The 20,553-nt window shown below is 58.8% G+C and carries 16 protein-coding genes; 9 read left to right on the plus strand and 7 right to left on the minus strand.

All coding sequences use genetic code 11. From position 1 onward, the window contains the following. The first annotated feature begins 487 nt into the window (after nucleotides 1–487). The 6 genes from GWE18_RS15715 (at nucleotide 488) to GWE18_RS15740 (ending at nucleotide 8,044) form a co-directional block, all read left to right on the plus strand. On the plus strand, nucleotides 488–4,000 hold the full coding sequence (locus tag GWE18_RS15715; RefSeq protein WP_275186616.1) for a DUF4011 domain-containing protein: 3,513 nt from the start codon (nucleotides 488–490) through the stop codon (nucleotides 3,998–4,000). After that, nucleotides 3,997–4,401, plus strand: a complete 405-nt coding sequence (locus GWE18_RS15720; protein ID WP_275186617.1) for a hypothetical protein — start codon at nucleotides 3,997–3,999, stop codon at nucleotides 4,399–4,401. Before GWE18_RS15715 ends, GWE18_RS15720 begins: the two co-directional genes overlap by 4 nt. A 454-nt stretch (nucleotides 4,402–4,855) precedes the next feature. Beyond that, a complete protein-coding gene (locus tag GWE18_RS15725; protein WP_275186618.1) occupies nucleotides 4,856–5,104 on the plus strand; it encodes a hypothetical protein in 249 nt (82 codons plus the stop codon). Between the two features lie 104 nt (nucleotides 5,105–5,208). Further along, nucleotides 5,209–6,027, plus strand: coding sequence for a hypothetical protein (locus GWE18_RS15730; protein ID WP_275186619.1), 819 nt, complete (start codon nucleotides 5,209–5,211; stop codon nucleotides 6,025–6,027). 781 nt (nucleotides 6,028–6,808) lie between these two features. Next, complete coding sequence (locus tag GWE18_RS15735; protein WP_275186620.1) at nucleotides 6,809–7,096, plus strand: hypothetical protein; 288 nt, start codon at nucleotides 6,809–6,811, stop codon at nucleotides 7,094–7,096. Between the two features lie 807 nt (nucleotides 7,097–7,903). Then, nucleotides 7,904–8,044 carry a recombinase family protein gene (locus tag GWE18_RS15740; RefSeq protein ID WP_275186621.1) on the plus strand — a complete coding sequence of 47 codons (141 nt, stop codon included), beginning with the start codon at nucleotides 7,904–7,906 and terminating at the stop codon, nucleotides 8,042–8,044. 517 nt (nucleotides 8,045–8,561) lie between these two features. On the opposite strand, the gene GWE18_RS15745 is transcribed toward GWE18_RS15740, so the two are convergent. Both GWE18_RS15745 and GWE18_RS15750 read right to left on the minus strand, forming a co-directional pair. Further along, nucleotides 8,562–10,226: a recombinase family protein gene (locus GWE18_RS15745; protein ID WP_275186622.1), complete on the minus strand. Its 1,665-nt coding sequence runs from the start codon at nucleotides 10,224–10,226 to the stop codon at nucleotides 8,562–8,564. Between the two features lie 144 nt (nucleotides 10,227–10,370). Continuing rightward, nucleotides 10,371–11,462 (minus strand): outer membrane beta-barrel protein, encoded by a 1,092-nt coding sequence (locus GWE18_RS15750; RefSeq protein WP_275186623.1) that lies wholly within the window; start codon nucleotides 11,460–11,462, stop codon nucleotides 10,371–10,373. A 275-nt stretch (nucleotides 11,463–11,737) separates the two neighbouring features. Here GWE18_RS15750 and GWE18_RS15755 point away from each other — a divergent pair, with 275 nt between their 5' ends. Next, nucleotides 11,738–12,463 (plus strand): aldolase/citrate lyase family protein, encoded by a 726-nt coding sequence (locus GWE18_RS15755; protein WP_275186624.1) that lies wholly within the window; start codon nucleotides 11,738–11,740, stop codon nucleotides 12,461–12,463. Between the two features lie 107 nt (nucleotides 12,464–12,570). Here the strand turns inward: GWE18_RS15755 and GWE18_RS15760 are convergent, their stop codons facing one another. The 3 genes from GWE18_RS15760 to GWE18_RS15770 form a co-directional block, all read right to left on the minus strand. Continuing rightward, entirely contained in the window at nucleotides 12,571–13,509 is a 939-nt protein-coding gene (locus GWE18_RS15760; RefSeq protein WP_275186625.1) for a S1/P1 nuclease, read from the minus strand. A 256-nt stretch (nucleotides 13,510–13,765) separates the two neighbouring features. Beyond that, entirely contained in the window at nucleotides 13,766–14,011 is a 246-nt protein-coding gene (locus GWE18_RS15765) for a hypothetical protein (RefSeq protein ID WP_275186626.1), read from the minus strand. Between the two features lie 566 nt (nucleotides 14,012–14,577). Beyond that, nucleotides 14,578–16,227 (minus strand): B12-binding domain-containing radical SAM protein, encoded by a 1,650-nt coding sequence (locus tag GWE18_RS15770; protein WP_275186627.1) that lies wholly within the window; start codon nucleotides 16,225–16,227, stop codon nucleotides 14,578–14,580. Nucleotides 16,228–16,995: 768 nt separating this feature from the next. On the opposite strand from GWE18_RS15770, the gene GWE18_RS15775 reads away from it, so the two are divergent. Both GWE18_RS15775 and GWE18_RS15780 read left to right on the plus strand, forming a co-directional pair. Further along, on the plus strand, nucleotides 16,996–17,301 hold the full coding sequence (locus tag GWE18_RS15775; RefSeq protein WP_275186628.1) for a GYD domain-containing protein: 306 nt from the start codon (nucleotides 16,996–16,998) through the stop codon (nucleotides 17,299–17,301). Between the two features lie 639 nt (nucleotides 17,302–17,940). Beyond that, a complete protein-coding gene (locus tag GWE18_RS15780) occupies nucleotides 17,941–19,080 on the plus strand; it encodes an MFS transporter (RefSeq protein ID WP_275186629.1) in 1,140 nt (379 codons plus the stop codon). A 124-nt stretch (nucleotides 19,081–19,204) separates the two neighbouring features. Here the strand turns inward: GWE18_RS15780 and GWE18_RS15785 are convergent, their stop codons facing one another. Both GWE18_RS15785 and GWE18_RS15790 read right to left on the minus strand, forming a co-directional pair. Next, a complete protein-coding gene (locus GWE18_RS15785; RefSeq protein WP_275186630.1) occupies nucleotides 19,205–19,861 on the minus strand; it encodes a phosphoribosylanthranilate isomerase in 657 nt (218 codons plus the stop codon). A 204-nt stretch (nucleotides 19,862–20,065) separates the two neighbouring features. Beyond that, complete coding sequence (locus GWE18_RS15790; protein ID WP_275186631.1) at nucleotides 20,066–20,329, minus strand: hypothetical protein; 264 nt, start codon at nucleotides 20,327–20,329, stop codon at nucleotides 20,066–20,068. Nucleotides 20,330–20,553 lie beyond the last annotated feature (224 nt).

A 20,553-nucleotide genomic window follows, 5' to 3' on the forward strand; every position in this document is an offset into this window, starting at 1 on the left:
AACGGCCTCTCACGGAAATCTTCTGCGAAGGTACCGTCGACGCCCATAACTGCGGGTGGGACCTTTCGGCGGTCGACATCGCGCTGCCCGGCATGCCGGCTCCGAAGCCTCAACCGATGCCGACACCGGTAGGCGGGCCCGCCTGCAGAAACGGGCACGAGAACTCACCCGGAGATCTCGTTTGCAGCGTTTGCGGCGAGCCAGTCGAGGAGCGGCCAGCCGAAGACCCGACGCCGGCACTGGAGCCCGCGCCGACGCCCGAAACGGATCCCGAATCTGTCGAGACCGTTATAGAAGGTTGGCGGCTGCAGGAGAGGATGATTTCATCGAGCACCGTCCGCGAGCGGTTCGCGGCCGTTCGTGAGTCAGACGGCCTAAGGGGCGTGCTTACTCTTTATGCGACGGGATCCGAGCCGGATGGCGCAATCTACGACCTCTTACGCAAACTTCCAGGCGATCACGTGCCCGCGATCTTCGCGACCGGGCGATGGTGCGACCGCGCATACGAAGTGGTCGAGGAATTTACCGGGGGGACGCTTGCCGATCTGCCGCCCGATTCGGAGGGACCGGAGGCAATCCGGATCCTCGTCACCGAGCTTGGTCAGGCGCTTCACTCCCTGTCCGAGGCGGGCCTGAGACACCGCGATCTACGTCCTTCGACGATTCTTTTGCGCTCTCGGATCCCTTAGATCTCGTTATCACCGGCTTCGGTTCAGCGCGCCTTTCGGAGTTCGACCTTGATATCGCCTCTCCGCTCGAGACGACGCGCTACATGGCACCCGAGGCAATTGCCGGCGGTGTCGCACCAGCCTCCGACTGGTGGAGTATGGGCATGATCCTTCTGGAGCGCGTCACACGCGGCGCGTGCTTCCAGGGTATTAACGAGCAAGCCTTCCTGATCGACGTCCTGACCAACGGCGTTCCGCTTCCGGAGAATCTGAATGCCGCCAACGAGCTGCTGCTTCGCGGCCTGCTTGCCCGCGACCGTCGGCAGCGGTGGCAATGGAAGGAAGTTCAGGCTTGGCTTGCCGGTGCGCCCGTCGCGGCGCCTAAAGCTGCCGCTCGCCTTGAGGATGTCGATGGCCGCACGGCAATTTCGTTGGGAGGCAAGCAATACCGCTCGCCGGGATCCTTTGCGCTGGCGGCGGCCGAAGCCGCCAACTGGGACGCGGCAAAAGATCTCCTACTGCGTGGCGCGGTGGCGACATGGGCGTCCGAGGCCGGTTTCGAGCCGAGAATTCCCTCCGCGCTTCGTCAATTCGCCAGAGCAGAGGGCCTGACCGACGACTTGCGGTTGTCGATCGCCCTGAAGACCTTGAACCCGTCCATGCCCTTGATCGTCAGGGGCAACATCGTCACGCCCGGATGGCTCCTCGACCATCCGGACGACGGATATAATCTGATAACCGGTCCGGCCCCGGATCTCATCCGGAAGGTCGATCCGGACGATTGGCTCTGGCGTCTCAAGCTGCGGGCCGAAACGGTCCGGAATCGCCTCCAGCAACTCGAAATCGGGGTCGACGAGGAAACGCTTCGCGTCCACCTCCTTTCGACATCCATGGCCCGCTTGGCCGCACTCTGGGAGGAAAAGAGAAAACTGCTTCCCGACACGGACCATGCCGGCGTGGTTTCCCTGATCGAGCGGCGCCAGTCAGCCGAGGAGGATCTCGTTATCCTTCTCAGCGCATCGCCAGGCCAGTTCCGATCCGTCATCGAGGTCGTTGACGAAGCCGCCAAGGAAGCTTCCACGGCAGGATTGACCGGATTTTCGCGCGATCCAGCCGCCACACTATTGGCGCGGCCTCGACGCGAGATCTACCGCATGATCGACGACCGCATAGAGAACTTCGCAAGATGCGGCGTGTCCTCCGTCGACGAGTGGGCGAACCAGTTTCGCCTGGACCGCAGGATGCCGATCGCGCGCGCACTGGCGCTGCTTTCGGTCGCTTCGGAATCCTGGAAGCCCCTGCCGAAGCAGGGATATGTGTCCACGATATTGGACTTCTTCGCAAAGCGAATCTCAGGTGGCGTACTACGCGGGCCGCTTACCCGCATGCTTATAGGAAAAACGGCGCGGGTTGATCTGACCGAGCTCGATACGTCGAGGGTGCCGGCGGCGGAGATCCTCGAGCATCTCCTTTCGCGCGGGACCCGGACGGTCAACATTGATCCAGCGGCGTTCTCCGAAAACGATGGATTGGAACGGAGGCTCCGTTCGCTGCATTCCCATGCGTTGCTGTACAGGCGCGATACCGGCATCGACGGCCTCTATATGGCCTTCCCGTTTCTATTGATGCGCGACGGCAGGCCAAACGCAAAGCCCCGCATCGCTCCCGTGCTCCTGTGGCCGGCGCGCGTGCTTCCCGAGGTCGGCAATCGGGGACACGTGACGCTGGGATATGGGCGCGAGAAGAGCGCCGACGTCGAAGCCGAATACGTCGTTGTCAATCCTGCCCTTGAAGGAATGGTCGGCATTCAGGAGGCCAAGAGATGGCAGGAAGCCGCACAAGAACTTCTTGCTCGTGCGACCTTCTCTGCGTTGGACGTGATGGACGCATTCGGACAACTCGCAACGGCCGTGGGCAATACGCTATCTGCCCTGCCCGGTAAGGACGTTAAAGTCGGCGCCCAAGAGCGACAGATCATTCCGTCCGCCGTTCTGTTTCATCTTGCCTTCATGGGTCAAGCGGTGATGAAGGACCTCGAATTTTTGCGGGGTCTACCTCCAAGTTCGACCGCACTCGAAGCCGCACTTCGGCTTTCCGATCACAAGCCTGAAAGCGATGGTCCGGTCTCCGCACGAGAGATCGAACGGTTTTTCACAGCGGACAGCGACCCATCGCAGGAGGCGGCCGTCATGGAGGCTCGCCAGGCGCCGGGCCTTGTCGTCGAAGGCCCGCCCGGAACCGGCAAGAGCCAGACGATCGTCAACATGGTCGCCGACGCGATTGGCATGGGCAAGTCACTGTTGGTTGTCTGCCAGAAGCAAGCTGCGCTCGAGGTCGTCAGGAAGCGTCTGGAGAAGGAACGACTGGGAAACCGCTTCGTGATGATCACCGACGTCAATCGCGATCGGGGGGCCATCATAGGATCGGTACGCGAGCAGGTTGAGCATTTGCACAGCCAGCCCCGCGGAGGCGCTCCGGCCTGGAAGCGGGATCGTGAAAGGTTGGCGGCGCGCATCGAATCGCTGGAAGCGGATCTCGATCGGCAACAGACGGCTCTACATGCGGTGGACCCAAAGACAGGACTGACCTATCGCACGCTGCTCGGCGAACTCCTGGCCATCGAAGCAGCCCAACCCAAGCCGATAGACCTTCCGTTGAACCGCCCGTTGCTCACGGACCTTCACCCCGCAGATGTCGTCACGCTCGAAGAAAATTGCGGACCGTTGGCAAGATTCTGGTTACCGGCCAAATTCGAAGGCAGCGCCCTCTCGGTGCTCAAGCTTTTCAATCCTGATCGAGGCACGGCGGACACTCTGGTAGAGTCTCTACGTACATTCGCGGAGATCGATGCAAGACGCGAGGAGGTCGATGCCGAGACATCGGATTCGCTGGACGTCGCCGACGCCGAGCGCCTGCGCGCGTGGATAGCAGGCGCCGGCAATTTGCGCTCCATCGGAGACGCTCTATGCTCCAACCTTGGTCGTTGGCTTCCGTTGTTCAGAAGTCTCGAGGGCAACAGTTCTCGGGGCACCAACATGCTTGCCGGACTCATCCAGATCGAAGCGGGATTAGCCGCCTCGCTCTTTTTCGCGAAGTCTGCTTGTAACACGTCCCGCTTCTTAAATGTATCATCGGTGGCCAGAGCGGTCAGTTTGGTAAGCTGCGCGCGGATGTTCTGCAGTTTGGTCCGTTGGGCCGTCAGCCGGGTCACGACTTTCTTGGGGTCTTGCGCGAGATCGGCTTCCAATTCAGTGAGGCGCTTCGCCTCTTCGCTCGAAACGGTCGATAGCAATTCAAGCTGCGTCAGGTTCGACTTCGCGGAAAGCCGATGAAGGAAGGCGCCCGCGGCGGTATCAGCCGAAAGCGCTGGCGACCGAATGACGTGGGGCGTCTGGGCTTGCAACTTGCTGATTTGAGCGTCGATTCGCAGCTTGACCGCATCACAGGCGGCAGCCAGGGCTTCCATGACCTGCATCGGCGCCGGGATGTAGGCCACAGCGTTGGTTTTCTCGACATGGATATTGGCGCTGCGCGTATCGAAGATACTGACGGAAGGAAGTTCGGCGTGCGTGGTTGCTTGCGGTGTCCAGGCAAACGTGTCCTGCACAGCCCCGCGCATGAAGCCGATCGTGGCCGACTGCGGGATGTTGGTGGTGTCTTCCACGTTACGGCGAATGTTTGTGTGTCCGTCACGGGTACGGCAGGCATTCTTCAGGATGCGCACGTAACCTGATTTGCCGGAGCCATTGTCGCCATAGATGATCGTCAATCCCTTCGGCGCAAATTCAAGCTCCTGGTCGTCAGGCAAGGCATTGATGCCCTTAGCCTGTGTCACACGGTGCAAGGAGATCGGTTCGCCGAGCACCGCTGGCTGCTTCAGATGGCTCTTTGTGAGCGGATTACCTTTTGCAGCAGGGTCGCAGCAAATCGCCGTGAGTTCGTCGAGGTCCTTTTCTGACAGTGCGCCGTTGACAATAATGCGCCATAGGGCGTCACGTTGCCACGCCGGCCGGTCTTCCGACCATTGCCGGATTGCTTCAAAAGCCTGGCCCTCGGTCAGCTCGGCACCTTGATCGACGGTCGACATTGATCCTCCACATCCTCACTCCCCATAGCGCAATCCCGCAACTGAGGGTAGACCGACCACAATAGGGCAATGGTTATCCCGGATTGGTTGGCGATCGTCCTTGCACGATGCCATCCTCGGGGTCATCGGGATCGGGCATCAGGCCGAGGATGTGGGCGCGGGCACGGTAGCGCCCTGCCCCACTGCACTTGATACAGAACAGCGCGGGTTCGAGGTTAGGTACGGGCGTGTCCGGCGGCCGTACCAACTCGCGCAAATCGATCTTCGGTTCGGCATTGCAGCGATGGCACTTCGTCCACAAGAAGGGACGTCGGCCTGCCCGATGGTCGGCGACACGCTTGGCTTCTGATTCCAGAACATGAAGTTCGACCACGCATCGCACAGCAAGGCGTCGGCCTCGGCCAGCTTGGCATTTCCCACAGACCGCGCGGCTTCCGACTACTCAAGCCAGCGATGGGCGAGGTCCAGCGCGTCATGCATGGCCTTGACCTGGGCTTTTCGTCGCCGCCCGAAGAGCGGCATGTGAACGATGCGGGCCACGCACCATATGAGCGGCGATTCGGCGCGGTCACAATCACTACATCTGGCGTTGGCTGGCGATGCAAGCGCCAGATTATCTTTTATCCCCGAGGCGCCTATACTGCCCGCATGAAGCACGCCAGCAAGCAATTCAAATCGCTCAAGATCGCGCTGAAGGAGCTTGAACCGTTCATTCGCAACGGCAAGCATCTGGAAACCGGCCGCCCGTTCAAAGCCATGCACGGGCTGCTGTCGCGCGAAGGCCTGGCCAACTGGCTCATTTGCGCAGTGTTCAATTCGATCGCGGGCAAGGAACAGCTCACGTTCGCCACCGTCGCCGAGGAAATCGGCGGCGATGGTGTACTGTTGGATGCCATCACCGGGGAAAGCTGGCCGACCGAACACGTGATGGTGCCCAAGAACGACAACGACGAGCGGGATATTGAAACCCGAGTGCTACAAGCCATTCGCGACAAGCAACAAAAGGGCGGCGAAGAATATGCGCGCGGTAAGACGCTGATCGTCTTCCTGAATGCGGGCAACTCGTCAGAGTGGTGGCCAAACCGCGTGGCCAAGGCCCTCCCGCAGCCTATTCTGTTTGGGGCAATCTGGATCGTGGGCCTGCACTTCGTCGAAAATGGCGAGTATCACTATAACGTCGTCGAGATCGACGTAGAGAGTGGCGTCGGCCACGTCTGGCGGGTTTGCATCCCGGCCGGCTTTGACCAGTGGTCGGTCAGCCATATTCAGTGATCGCCAGACTGGCGGCGGTCACACACCTGCCCGCGAAACTAGATGCAGCGCGATACGCTTCAGTGCTTTAGGCTGATAGTCACGTGGTGCGCGTTATGTTATCCGCTGCTTTACTGGCCCTGATGGCCAGCGCCGCCGTGGCGCAGGATCAGGGCAAAGGGCGCCAAAGATCGAACCTGCAATTTCCCGATCTCGCTTGAGGGAGATGGATTCGAAATGAGTCGGCCAAACCCGGTTTGGTTTCTGGCAAATCGGGGATTGGACTGTTGGACCTAGTACGAAGGTTGCGGAGAAAAATGCCTTCTCCAACCCCTTTCGAGAGCAACGAAAGCGGTCCGCCATATTCTCCCGAACAAAAACATCGGCAAAATCGGCGGGATTTTGGGACCTTCGCGCCCGGGAAGTACGGCGACTGGAAATCGGCTGGCGGAGGGAGAGGAACTAGAATCGAACCTTCTCCGCATGGCCCGTAGCAGCTAGGGTAACCCGGCGGAACACAGGCCATTAGCCGGGCGGTCAGAAAGCAACAGCGGCTGGCCCTTCTCGGCCTACCACCGAGCAGGCAGGAGAAGAACAGCCTGGAGGCAATGACTAGGGTGACCCAATGAGGGCCCAAGGGACTGCCAGCCGCGCATCCGTTCAGACCTGCTGTGGCTGTGACCCAAAGAGGTCGCGGTGGGCAGCCGCCGCCGTGGGGTTTGTTCAAGAAGTAATCGCGATGGCCGAGCGGTCCTCTCAGCGTACTGATCAATCGCGATCGTGATCGCCTGGACATGCAATAATGCCGGCCTTCGCGCGTCGCTCGGCGACGCACTTCGGCAAGCGCCTGGATCCAAGGCGAATTGTCCGCCGCCTCATCGTACCAATTGAGCGGGCTCTGCCATCACCAACTCCGGCCACCAAGCACGCGCCCTTTCGTCGGACCGCCCTGTTCCTTCTTAAACCTATCCCGCTCGTCACAAAGGCCCTCGATCCTCGCCAGCATCCGCTGAAGCAAAAGCTCAACCGACGCAGCCGGTATGCCGGCTCGCTGAAGCTGCAGAAGTTGTCCACGCGCTGGATCGCATGAAACGGCGCCGGACCATGCGGCTCGTGGAATGAAGCGGCCCCGGCAATGCGCAACGCACCGGGGCCGCCGCACCAGGAGATACCCCCGCTAGGGGCTTTGGGGGCATGCAGCCGGGGGACTTACAGAATAGCCGCCACCGGGGCGCGGTCTGTACGGCCGCTGACAAAGGACAGGCCCGCCATCGTGAAGCGGCGGCCCCAGTGAATCCCGCGGAATTTGGACGACATGGAGCTTGCGTTCGCCCTTCGGTTGCGGGCAGAATCTCCAAGGGCGGTGGGGGTACGGCAAAATGCGTATTTTGGGGACTGTGGCGCTGGGCGTTTGGCTGGCTGGTTGCGCCGCGTCTCGGCAGGAGGTAGCGACCCGGCTTGGCGACCAATATGTGGGCAAGAACGTGGATGCGCTTGTGCTTCAGTTTGGTCCGCCAGCATCCTCATTTCGAATGAATAGCGGCGATACGTCCTACATTTGGCAACTGACCGCCGAGACAAACATCGACGTCAGTTCAGATCGATACGGTAGCAGCGGAACCGCAAAGACAAACTTCTGCAGAGTTAGCGTGATTGCGTCGCCCACCGGCATCGTGACGAGACTTTCGACAGAAGACGCAAGTGGCACTGGCGGACTTCTCGGCCTCGCGGGCGTCGATATTCATGGAAGCGTTTGCGCTCGGCATCTGGGGATGAGACGAGAAAGCTGACCGCAGAAGCTCGGCGGCCGGGTCGCACCCTTCGGGAGGTGGACAATGGGCAACGCGCTTGTAGTTCGAAGATCCCTCCTGCCATCCGAGCAGCACAGTATGTCCGCATGTCGACGGACCACCAACGCTACTCGACAGCAAACCAAAGGGACGTGATTGCTGCCTATGCGGCAGAGCGTAACATCGATATCGTTCGTACCTATAGCGACGATGGCCGCAGCGGACTTACCATCTCTGGACGGGACTGATCGCTGACGTGCAATTCCCACGAGCCGATTTCGACTGCATCTTGCTATTTCGGCTTGCGGCGACAAAGGCGGTCCAGGTTATCGCAATAGTTCTGGCAAATGCGTGGGCTGGGAAGCGTTGGCGCGAGAGTGCGGAAACCCTCCAACAACGAAGTGTAAGGCGGAGCGCGTGGCGTCTGGCTCTGAAGACGCTGCAGCAAACGGAGCCACAATTCGATCGCTAAATGGAGCGGATGCACGAAATCAAAAAACAGCCCTCAACGTCCGCAGAACCATAATGCGCCGGTCGCAACTAGAGTTCATCTAGCCGCCCAGACGCGCCACCGCATTTCTGAAAATCCGAATTTTTAACTTGCGCCCAAGGGCAAATCAGTGGCTTATAAGGCACCTGGACGTTCCCAGGAGTTCGTGTCCATGTCTGACCAATCTTCCGCGCTTGTCGAGATTTCGAAGCTCAATGGCGATTTCAAAAAGAACTATGGCAAGATATTGGGCGCTTATCTCTATCTGAGATCCGTCAGTGCCGCACGCGGCCGTTCTTGGTTTTGGGCCGGCCTAGCTTCCTTCGTTTGTTCTTTAGCGTTGGCTTGGTTGGCGCGGCATAGTCATATTCTAACAGTCTGGTTTTGATCTGTCGGATCACTTCGTCGAGGCTGTCGACGCGCACGGCGTTTTCACGAGCCAAAACCGAATCCGAAAGCGTTACCCAGGCCCCGGTTCCGGTTCCCCATGAAGCAGGTATCACCAGATAATTCTTAACGGCCGTGTTGAGTTCGTTTAGTCGAAGTACGACCAGAACCCCGGCGGATGTTTTCCCGCGGAAGGCTCTCCAGTGCGGGGATTCGTTTGGGCCTCTCTTTGGCAGTCGTCGCGCAACCAGAAAGGTAATCTTGAGCTTCCCATTCACCATCAAGCCGGCGCCGCTCTGCTCGACCACCGCCTTAATGCTCTGCTCGATCCTTAGTGTCTCGGCCACTTGGTTGGCATGTTTTGCCAAAACGTCGGACCAAAAAACTCGACTATCTATCCAGTCGCAGTAGCGCCCTGGTTCATACCCGAGCAGCGCGTAGATTTTTCGCAACGGTCCGAAATGCTCGGCGTATGTCCCGGCTGAGGGAAGTCCGGGCGTGTTGTTGATGATGGTCCAACTCAGCTTCCCCTTTCGATGGAGAGCCGTTCGCAGCCTCAGCAACATCTGATCTTCTGGGATCTGGATGCGCCGCTCGGCCATGATTTTTTGTGCGCGTGCAAAAAGATTGGGATCGACGATTGGATCGATAACTGCCAGTCCTCGAATCCACCGATCTTGAGGATTGTTGACCAACTTCTGTCCAATAGGACGGGTGGTTCGGTTGTAAACGATATTGCCGATGTAGTTTTCGTTCATGAGAATGATGCGGATCATGGCGCCGGACCAGGGGCGCCCTTGATTGGTGACCTTCGCTCGATTGAGCTCCCGAGTGATTTGGCTGTACGATTTTCGCTCGATCACAAACTGATGGAATATTCGCCTGACCACGGCGGTTTCCTTATCGGGTCCACGCTGAAGCCGCACGCGATCCGTATGCAAGGCCTTGCGCTCTCCTTTCGTAAGCCTGCCTTTCGAACGCGCGCTCTCATCTACTAGCTCCCTGCGGAGCCCGAACGTAAGAGGGCCACCAACGCGATATCCGAGGCCTGCGACTCGACTCTGACCAGTGTGCACTTTCACACCAAGCTCTCGGCTATACTCAGCCGCCATCACACGCTTGATGTTCTTAAAGATGCTTGACAGGAGGCTTCCGTCGTTGTCGAACTGCTCAGCGCAATAGGCGACCTTGATGCCGTTTCGCTTGCAGACAAACTCGTAATGCGCACTCTCGTCGACATCCTGGAAGCGTCCCCAACGGCTAACGTCGTAGACCAGGATGTGGTCAAATTCCGCGTTCCCTGATTGAACATCTTCGATCAATTCCATCAGGCCCGGCCGCCCCTTGATCCTCAGGCCGCTGCGTCCTTCGTCGACGTAAGTCCGGACGATAGTAAGGTTGCGTTGCTGAGCGTATGCCGCGATGGCGGCGGCCTGGTTCTGGATCGAGTATCGCTGAAAATCGGTCGACATTCGAACATACTGTGCCGCGCGAAGTGCCTTCTGGGCTTTTGCCAGTTGCGTACCGCGGCGGATGACGAGCGCATTGACCATGGATCAACGCTCCGGAATTCTAGGCAGCGAAGAGCAACTTCGCTGCTAGGCGACCAGCATACATGAAAAACCTGGAGTAGAGGGAATGCAAGACACGAAGCGCGGACCTGGCGGGTCGCGAGGCCGCGCAATCCGTGCTCTGACCTATTTGAGTGGATTGAAGGAATAGGCGAAACCGATCCGTCCAGACTGCATCGACTGATCGAATTGGGTCGACCGCGAATAGGTCTGTGAATTCGGACCAGATACAAAAGCGAATCTGTCCTGGGTATGCGCAGTATCGAACCTGGTGTAACGGTACTCGGCTCTTACGCGCCAGTTCGAGTCCAGCTTACGTTCGATCCCAACGCCCGCGGTGGGCCCGCTCGCCCAAAAGGACTCATTGGGCTGGTAAAAAGGATTGTCGGTGAGATTTCGGGCCTCGAACTGCGCGACGGTCCACCCACCAATTCCGTAGAGGAGGGTAAGATCATCCACAAGAATGCCTGCGCGCAGCAATGCCGAGGCCATCCATCGTGATGTAACTTGGGGCCGATAATCTCCTGTGGCGGTTACGCCGGTCGGGCCCGCGGAACTAAAGTATGCATAAGACCGAATTCCCGACGAGTTAAAATTCAGATCTGAGGCGGTCGCTTCGATCTGTCCACCAAAAACGAGCCGAGCTAGTTGAAAGTCGCCGCCGGCAAACACATCAACGAATCCGCCTACATTACTAGTCGGTCCAGACAGCGAAGACGTATTGAAGCCGTTTAAGTCAAACGGCGGAGGATTGCCCGGGAAAATCTGTGCAGCTCGTTCGCTGGAGGTTGTGCTCGACTTGGTCGCAGCTCCACCCGCCGCCGCTCCCCAAAAGAAACCCGTCCAGCCAGTTTCATTGCCTGTCTGAGTTAATTGATTGGGTGTCAGATCTCTTGCCGGCATAGCCGCGTTTGCAAGGCCAACATTCTTCAGTGCCTCGGTGCGCCGTTGCGTCCGCGCTTGCTCCAGCTCGCGCTTGTACTCCCGGTTTTTGGTTTCCAGCGCAGCAACGCGCGCCTCCAAGGCTGCCAGCTTTCCGAGGAGGCGTTCGGCATTAAGCGAGTTGGCCCGTGCATTGTCGGTCGAAAGAAACACCGTCGCTAAAGCGACGACGAAAAGAATCCGTATCATTGTTGCATCCCCCAGTTGTGCGTGGATTCTTATCCACGCAGGTGGCGCGATACAAGCGCCGACAAGATTGTCGACCTCTTCTTCCAAAGATTTTCAGGCAGGAAGGACTTCGATCGGCGACATTCCAATGAATAAACTCCCGGACATCGTCAGTTGCGGCCTTCAATTCCGGGCATCGATCCACTGTTCCTTTCCATCCTGTGGAGCGGGATTGATCAAAACTACGGACCTACGTATGTTTGCCTCAAAGACGCTCGTCACCGTCTTCGCCATACTCCGGTAATCACCACTTCGGGGAAAATGCGTTGCGCCCAAATCCATTGAAACCCCGCCTTGCGGCCGGCGGTTGCGCGTTCGGAACGATGACGTTCGAATTCTTCACGCCCGGCTACCCGACGATCTGCCGGGAAGCGGGCGCTGAGTTCATCCTCTACGACATGGAGCACTCAGGCGTCGGCTTCGAGACGATGAAGGCCCAGTTCGCATTCTGCCGCGGACTTGATCTGGTGCCTCTCGTGCGCGTTCCGTCGGACCACTATCATCACATCGCGCGTGCGCTCGACATTGGTGCAATGGGCATCATGGTGCCGATGGTCGAAACACCCGAGCAGGCAAAGGCGATCGTTGACTGCACCAGGTATCCGCCGGCAGGGCGGCGTGGCGCGGCTTTCAACGTGGCGGCGCACGATGACTATTCAAGTGGGCCCGAGACCGACAAAATCACTCAAGCGAACGCGCGCACGATGGTCATCGCGCTGGTGGAGACCGCAAAAGGCATTGCCAATGTCGATGCGATCGCAGCGGTCGACGGCGTCGACGTGGTCTGGCTTGGTCACTGCGATCTGACGAACTTCATCGGTATCCCCGGGGAGTTCGACAATCCGAAATTCCATGCAGCTATCGATGACCTGGTCGAGGCGTGCAAGAAGCACGGCAAGACGCCAGGCTTTCTCGCCGGAAACGAGCAGTGGGCGCGCGATTTCCGCGCCAAGGGTTTTCGCATGATCGCCTACAGCGCCGACACGCTATTGATGCAAAACGCGCTCGCGCATGGCATCAAGCTATTGCGGGGGACAGTGACGAAATAGCGCGACGCGACGGGAGGCGCGATGAGCCGGCGGATTCGCAAAATACGCGTTATGACATAAGTCGGTCGGTGGCCGACCCAAGACGCTGCCAATGAGCGCTTCTGCAATCACTTCAATGCGTCATTAAGCAGGTTTGCCAACCGAGCCGCCGCCAACGCGGCCTGGCGTCGCGCAACGTTTCGGGCGTCGGTCTCGTACTCGCGCGTCAATTGCACGGCATCCTTCCCGGCACTGACGGGCGGGGCATAAGCAAACTTCTTCGCAAGCTCGAAACTCTCCGTGACCCACGCATCGGGGTCCAGTATCTGAGCTGCATCGGCGTCGGGATGAACGCTCATCAGACCGCCATGGTCCTTCGCATCAAAGATCGCGCCAAAGACCGAGGAATACCCACCAAAGATTCTGTCCCAATACGAATGCAGGGGAAGCGTTTCACCGGTCGCTGGAATAACCCGTTCAGAGTTTCCGCCACGATCCCCCTCTGGGATTTGGGCCGTGTGGCGCTGAACCGTGTGAAGCGGCTGATGAAGATCTCCGACAACATGCAGCATCCAAACAAGATCGTAGGAGCGCACATCGTCGGACGCTCCGGATGATGCAGGCAAGGCTGCGATCATCAGCTTCAGCTGGGTGACGGCATCAACCGGGTCCGGCGTTGCCAGCGGTGTTTCATCCGGCGAGAACATCGTATCCTTAAAGTGCCAATACGGATGCCGGTTCTTGTCCGCGTAGCCAATATTCTTGCCTGCGTCGGGGCCATTGGCGTTATCTGTGACGTAACCACCCTTCGTCTTAATATCGTCAGCCCAGGTCGCGGCATGCACAAAGGCGTATAGCCTCGCGGTTGGCTCATCAGGTGCACCGGCCGTCCATAAAGCGTAGTCGCCGTTCAACTTTAGCAGGGCATCGACCTTGTCTTTGACCGGGGCATTGAGGCGTTGATAGGCCACGTAAGCGATCTGCATATGGCCTTCATCCCACCAAGCAAGAGCCTGATTGAACGGAAACGCCAACAACTGAGTGAGCAGGAATGCCGCCGCACGCATGATCCGCTTTCCTTCGATGTGAATGCATATCACGGCCTAGGCACCCAAGCCGCCAGATCGCTGAAAACTAGTGGATATTAGAGTACTCTACCTGTGATCCAAAATTGTGACATGAGGCCGCTAAGGCGTTCGCGCGTCAGATGTCATAGAAGTCGACGTCCGCTCTACCCGCGACAGGCGAGATACTCACCGTGGTCCGGCACGTCCGCCTTGTGCCAATAGCCGACGTGATAAAGAGGACACCAAACGAGGCGGTCTATCGCAGGGCGACGGCGATTGCTACGGCGAGGACGATCAGCCAAGAAAGCGCGCCTATCCATCCGGCCGAATCTGCGTCGCACAGCAATGCGCCGTTGGGTAAGCGTTTGAAGCCCAACCAGTTGAAGCCGACTTCGTCTGAAGAAAGAACGTCAACTTTGACTTTCTGAAAGGTCAAGGTTGGAAGCAATAATCGCGCTGTCGTGTACCCTACGACGTCAAGAATGAAATCTAAGAAAATCACCTACGCTCCAGCCAAACCGCAACCGCATATCGGGTGACCGATCACCCCCATCATCGCGGAACTAGTGCCGAGGCTAACACATCGATGTGTGGCAAACTAGAAAGCCCAAACTCCCAGCGTAAACGTCAGCTTAACACCGTCATTTTTGCTATGGGTCAATCGCGTCGGTTTGACTGCGTACCGCCGACTTCCGCTCTGCCCCCTTCAACGGACATCGTCAGGTCGGCCCGGCAGGTCCGTTTCGTGCCAGGACCGGACATTGTTGCTGCTGCTTACTTCGTTGCAGTGGGTTGCGGGGCCTGCCAGCTTCCGACCCGCCAGTGTCTGTCAGGGCCGAGTACAATTATTTGGATCTTGGAACCGAGCGCACTTTCTTCACGCCCACCGGCGCGCTGCCGGGACAGCCTCCATTCGGCGAGGACATCAGGCAAAAGATTCAAGTTGCCAAAGTTGGCTTGAACTACAAGTTCGACTGGGGCGGACCCCTCGCCGGAAGATACTGATCGCATCACGGCCTCGACTTAAGGGAGCGGATGTCCGCTTCTGCATCTTTATGAGTTCACGGCCTAAACTTGCTCACTCCTCGGGTTATTACTGCCCGTGGCCTTTACCGGACGAGCACAAGCAGACGACTCCGTGGCCCTCACCGGATGCATACCGTCCAACTCGGCAATGCGGCGGTCAATCTCACCGATCACGCGCTTCGAGAACGGCCCGAGGTGCAGGTACAGCGCCATCAGCATCACGATGTAACGCAACGCACCTGGATTGGTCTTAGCGATCTCGACGAAGGTCTTCCAGAACGGCTCGCGAACCTCCGGTAGGATCCGCATGATCTTGTGTACGCTGTCGATGCCGCCAAGCCTCTTGCGCATGTCGCCATCTGGCAGGTCGCGGCGACGGTCGGAGCGGTCAAGCATGACGGCGAGCCGTGACAGCCGTCCCGCGTATGCCGTCGGGCAGAAAACGTGCCCGAGCACGGCCTTGTAATCCACAAGGATGTCACGAAGCGGACGCTTGGTGTCGAAATTGCATCCGAGCGTGCATTGGTCGCCCGCCTGCTCGACCTTCATGAGGTCATGGCCGTTGTGCAGGCGGCCTTCCTTGGCTAGCCGCCGCGTCAGCTGTGTGCCAGGCAGCGCATAGAGTAGTCCAATCATGCAGACTGGAATGTTCGTCTCCTCGATGAAGTCGATCATCGCCTGTCCCATCGAAACTTTCTCGGTATCGAACCCGACGATGAAGCCGGCGGTGATGAACATGCCGTAGCCGTAAATCTTATGGACGCACTCCGCGATGTTGCGCCTGGTGTTCTGCTTCTTCTTCATCTGCACGAGCGCCTCTGGATCCGGGCTCTCGATGCCGACGAAAATCGCGAAGAAATTTGTGTCCTTCATCGCCTGCAACAGATTATCGTCGTCCGCGATATTGATCGAGGCTTCGGTCGAGAACTCGAACGGATAGTCGCGCTCTTCCAGCCAGGCTTTGAGCTGCGGCAGTAGCGTGCGAAGGTTTTTCTTGTTGCCGATGAAATTGTCGTCGACGAAATCGACATGCCCGCGATAACCGTGATCGTAGAGCGCTTGCAGCTCGGCGAGAATCTGATCGTTGGTCTTGGTGCGCGGCACGCGACCATACAGCTCGATAATATCGCAGAACTCGCAGGTGAATGGGCAGCCACGCGAATATTGCACGCCGATGAAGAGATAGTGATCGAACTTGATCAGATCGTAGCGGGGCATCGGGCTTAGCGTGACGTCGATCTTGAATTTCTCGGCGATGAACACGCCCTTGCGCTCGCCGCTTTCCCAGGCGGCGATGAAGTGCTGGATGACTTGCTCGGCCTCGCCGATCACCTGGAAGTCCGCGTCCGCGTAAAGATGCGGGCTGGAGGACACGTCAGGTCCACCGACGCATACCGGCTTGCCGTGCAGGTGGGCGAGATCGATCAGGTAGATGAAATCAGGCTGCTGGTTGAGCATGCCGCCGATCATCACGAGATCGGCCCAGTCGAGGTCCGCGTCCGTCAAAGGCTCGGTGTTACGGTTGACGAGACGGATGTCCCAATGCTTCGGCAGCATGGCGGCGACGGTGATCAGGCCGAGTGGCGCGGCCGGATACTTCGCGCCGACCAGTTCGCAGGCTTCCGTATAGTTCCAGAACGAGTTCGGGACGAACTTCGGATAGATCATTAGGACACGGCAGAGAATCGTCATGTGCCTCCCCGTAGGTTTGGGGGAGGGTGTCACGCAGTTTGTCGGGACTCAAGGGGTCGATTCCAGCAAAGAAGGTGAGGCCGATTGCCACAAACTCGACGGGCGACCCAGGTTGCAAATCGCAGACTTTATCAACATCGGTCAATCGCGTCGTCTTGGTCACGGATCAATCACTTCCGGTCTACCCCAATAAACAGACATTCTCAGCGTCTGTCGGCCTGCCTCAAACGTGCCAGGAGCGGAAATTGTACTCATTCGCGAACAGGCTATGTCGCTGTCGCAGAAATAGTCTTGTGCGACGTAACGGGAATGGCTTTGTTAAACCATCCTCTCATCTTCTGACATTTGGGCAACTGATGTAAGCTCACGCGCGATGCCAGTCGCTCGCATCTGGGAGCGCAAGATGAAACTTCCCCGTAGACAATTTCTGTATCTGATCACGGGCACTGCCGTGCTTCCGACCATCTCGCGCATCGCGAGGGCGCAAGCTTATCCGTCGCGACCGATCCGGCTCGTTATTCCTTTTCCACCGGGTAATAGCAACGCGGGAGCCCCCTTTCTCAGGCGCGTGACATCGCGTAGTGTGTGATGAGCTGCCCTTTAAGACGGGACGAGCCGACGTCGCCGCTTGATGGAATGGGCAGCGATCAGGCCGTCGGCGGGCATCGCAGTCTGAAAGCAGCGCCTACCTTTGTGGCGCTCTCGCAACTTCAACATAGAGCAAGTTGGCCTGCCGCGCGAGCGGCAAGCAATGGGCTTGTGTAATCCATGGAGGACGACATGCCGACATTCATATTAACGATCAACTGGACCGACCAGGGAATTCGCGCGGTCAGTGACGCTCCCAAGCGCAGCGAAGCGGCGAAAGAACTCGCCAAGAAAGTCGGGGTCGATATCAAGCAAGTCTATCTCACCTCTGGCGAGCATGACATCCTTGTCATCGCCGAAGCACCTCTCGGGGACCATGTCACCAAATTCGCGCTTGCGCTCGGTTCGCTGGGAAACGTGCGCACCTGCACCTCCCGAGCTTGGACCGAGGCCGAATGGACTAAGCTGATATCCGAGCTTCCGTAGCGGCTTCGGATTTCCGACGGGCCGCCTTTGCGCGGTCTACGTGGTAGGCGGTGCCTGGGATTTCGACGCTCGGCGATCGGTCGTCAATGAGGCACTGTCGCCGAGCGCCTGCAACCGGATGCACTGTCACTGTATAATTCCTTCTGTCGGCGGTTCGAAGGGCGTGTGTGTTCGATCGCTGGTCGCCCTGCATCCGTTCGATGTCGTATATGGGTCAATCGCGTCATCTTGGTCGTCGGCCGACTACTTCCGGTCTTCCCCGAACTGCGGACATCACGCATCGGGACCACCACTTCCGAAAAGTGCCAGGAGCTGCCGTGAGGCGCGAAAAAGATCAGTCTCAACCTGCGCTCTGCAAGGCCCGATTGATGGGCTCTGCGCTTGCGGCCGAGGCGTACGGAAACCATCCGCAAACTCCTCGGCGGAAAGTCCGGGGTAATCGCGCCTCAGCTCGTCGACTGCCTTAGCCGCGGACCCGTGGTCACCGTCCCCAGCAAACGGACTACCTCGCTGACAGGTCACGCGATCTCTTCGGCTTGTGCTCCACCGGCAATCTCAGGATAGTGGACGCCTTGCGACACAAGCCAGGCAACGTTGTGCATGACTAGGCGGCCCGCCCGCATTCTCCCAGTCATCGTGTTGACCCAGCTTGCCGGGATCTCCCTCTGGTTTGCCGGCAACGCGGTGCTTCCCGACTTGCAGAACCGCTTGGGGCTGCCGGACCAGGCCTTGGGCCACATCACCGCTGCCGTTCAGCTTGGCTTCATCGCAGGTACGCTTGCGTTTGCTGCTCTGGCCGTTTCCGACAGATACTCGCCGCGCGCGACCTTCCTTGCCTGCTCCCTCCTTGGCGCGTCGTGCAATGCGGGCCTCTATTTGTGGAGTGGGGAGATCCCCCTGCTGTTGACCCGATTCGCGACTGGGTTTTTCCTCGCTGGCATATACCCGATCGGCATGAAGATCGCTTCCGGATGGTATCGGAGCGATCTCGGAAAGGCTTTGGGCTTTCTGGTCGGCGCGGGCGTGCTCGGCACGGCCCTCCCGCACCTCATCAAGGGGCTCGGGCAGACTTTGCCTTGGGAGATAGTCATCTTGAGCGTTTCACTCATTGCCGCCCTTGGTGGCGTGATCATGTACGTATTTGTGCCGGACGGACCGTTCCTGGTTGCCGGATCCCGTTTCCATCCAAGTGCGATGCTCGCAGTTTTTCGATCTGCGCGGTTCCGCGCCTCAGCCTTCGGGTATTTCGGCCACATGTGGGAGTTGTATGCGTTCTGGGCGTTCCTACCGCCGGCGCTTGCTGCCTACGCCTCCCGCCCGGAACCAGTCGACCTCAACTTGTCCCTGCTGTCATTCGCCGTTATCGCCGCAGGGGCGATCGGCTGCGTCGGCGGCGGCTATTTGTCGGTTTCTCTGGGCAGCGCCCGCGTAGCGTTTGCACAACTCGCTGCGTCGGGACTTTGCTGTCTCGCATCACCCCTGTTGTTCAACGCAACGCCAGCGCTATTCATCGGGTTCCTGCTGTTCTGGGGAATCGTCGTCGCTGGAGACTCGCCGCAATTCTCCGCGCTGAACGCGTCCTCCGCCCCACCCGAGCAAGTGGGGTCGGCCTTGACCATTGCCAACTGTATCGGATTCGGGATCTCGATCGTTAGCATACAGCTTCTCAACCTCACAGCCAGCCTCGTTCCAACGCCGTATCTGTTCTTGATGCTGGTGCCTGGTCCCGTTGTTGGCATCCTGGCCCTGCGTCCGCTCCTCGCCAGAAACCTTGAGTAGGTTCACGCGCGACCACGGCAGCTCTGGGTCAAACTGAGAAGTCCTGAGGTGCAGCCGGCTTTGCTTTCAAGAACGGACATCGTCAGTCTGGTGGTCCGAAAAGTGCCAAGAAGAGAGGTGCGATCTAGCCGCTCGTCGCAGCGCGATAGAAGGCTTCTACCTTCCCCAGGTTTTTTGAGTGAGTGCCCTCTTGATCGGTTCTTGTTTTCGAATCAACACCGGCAGGTCGCACCGACCGAATAGCTTCTTTGACATTGTCTGGTCCGAGGCCACCAGCAAGTATTACTGGGGTACGAACACTCTCCACTATCTTTCGACTGATGCTCCAGTCATGCGTCACGCCCTGCGCGCCGATTTGCAAATCACCTGCATGATGACTGTCAAGCAGGATCCAATCGACAACTCCATCATATGCTTGCGCCACACCTACCGCCTCAGGTCCCGTGACAGGTACGCTGCGCATGAATTTGATCTTCGGCAGGGACTTGCGCAGCGCCACGACAAGATCAGGCGTGAGCAATTCGCTTGATGCGCCAAGATGAACGATGGGCGGATCAAGCTCCCCTGCCATCCGCTCGATAAGAGCGACATCCGCCGAGAGGAACAGCGCGGAAAGTACGGACGGCGCCCGGATAATCTTCATAACGGCTGACGCCTTCTGAACCGGAAGTTCCCGAGGGAACGCACCATCGCCGACGAGCACGCCGACATGATCCACGCCGATTGCCGATATCGCCTCGGCTTCCGCAGGTGTCGCAACCTCGTAAATTTGCGTCAGCATTGTCTTACACTCGCGCTGCTGCCAGCCACGCAGTTGAGTAGACAGGATGGGCTGGTCTTGGGTCAATGTCCGCGTTGGGTCATTCACGTCGGTTTGGCCGCGCACCGACTACTTCCGCTCTATCCCTATAACCAGACATCGTTACTGTGCATCGGCGGGTCTCAAATGTGCCAAAAGCCGACATCGACGGCGTGGGGGCTGACGCTACGCGAACAGATCAGCACCGGCCGGTGTGAAACGCACATAAGTGCCGCTCTCATGCGTCGTCAGCCAGCCGCGCTCGATGGCGAGCGACATGCCCGCGCCGTATTCGGCCGGGCTGCCCTTGTCCTTGAACAAAAACGGGCCGTAGATCAGCTCGACGTGGAGGCGCCCGTCCTGCACCGGCGCGACGGTGCTGGCGATCTCAACGATGCGGCGCGCGGCCCTCTCGGGATCAGCGTAGGGTCGAGCTTCGGAGTATTTCATCAACGTTCTTTCGATCAGCTACGGGCACGACGCAATGCCTTTTCTAGCTCGCTCTTCTGCTTGTGCCAGCGTGCATCTTCGGCCTGTGCCCGTGCTTCGATGTCCGCGCGCTCGGTCTCGATGACATCAACCCTACGGGTATGCTCCCGCTCGGCCTTATCAAGCGCGGCCTGAACTTTCTCAATGGCCCGCTCGCGACGCTGGTGGGCATTTTCCCTCGCCGC

Origin of the sequence: Bradyrhizobium sp. CSA112 (assembly GCF_029051645.1) — a bacterium.
In the GTDB taxonomy this organism is placed as follows: Bacteria; Pseudomonadota; Alphaproteobacteria; order Rhizobiales; family Xanthobacteraceae; genus Bradyrhizobium.

What these genes read in the sequence shown, in the direction of transcription:
- GWE18_RS15730 (WP_275186619.1), top strand. Translation starts at nt 5,209, where the DNA reads ATGGGCGAGGTCCAGCGCGTCATGCATGGCCTTGACCTGGGCTTTTCG.
- GWE18_RS15785 (WP_275186630.1), bottom strand. Translation starts at nt 19,861, where the DNA reads ATGCTGACGCAAATTTACGAGGTTGCGACACCTGCGGAAGCCGAGGCG.
- GWE18_RS15770 (WP_275186627.1), bottom strand. Translation starts at nt 16,227, where the DNA reads ATGACGATTCTCTGCCGTGTCCTAATGATCTATCCGAAGTTCGTCCCG.
- GWE18_RS15720 (WP_275186617.1), top strand. Translation starts at nt 3,997, where the DNA reads ATGAAGGAAGGCGCCCGCGGCGGTATCAGCCGAAAGCGCTGGCGACCG.
- GWE18_RS15740 (WP_275186621.1), top strand. Translation starts at nt 7,904, where the DNA reads ATGTCGACGGACCACCAACGCTACTCGACAGCAAACCAAAGGGACGTG.
- GWE18_RS15755 (WP_275186624.1), top strand. Translation starts at nt 11,738, where the DNA reads ATGACGTTCGAATTCTTCACGCCCGGCTACCCGACGATCTGCCGGGAA.
- GWE18_RS15760 (WP_275186625.1), bottom strand. Translation starts at nt 13,509, where the DNA reads ATGCGTGCGGCGGCATTCCTGCTCACTCAGTTGTTGGCGTTTCCGTTC.
- GWE18_RS15715 (WP_275186616.1), top strand. Translation starts at nt 488, where the DNA reads ATGGTGCGACCGCGCATACGAAGTGGTCGAGGAATTTACCGGGGGGAC.
- GWE18_RS15775 (WP_275186628.1), top strand. Translation starts at nt 16,996, where the DNA reads ATGGAGGACGACATGCCGACATTCATATTAACGATCAACTGGACCGAC.
- GWE18_RS15790 (WP_275186631.1), bottom strand. Translation starts at nt 20,329, where the DNA reads ATGAAATACTCCGAAGCTCGACCCTACGCTGATCCCGAGAGGGCCGCG.
- GWE18_RS15735 (WP_275186620.1), top strand. Translation starts at nt 6,809, where the DNA reads ATGCCGGCCTTCGCGCGTCGCTCGGCGACGCACTTCGGCAAGCGCCTG.
- GWE18_RS15745 (WP_275186622.1), bottom strand. Translation starts at nt 10,226, where the DNA reads ATGGTCAATGCGCTCGTCATCCGCCGCGGTACGCAACTGGCAAAAGCC.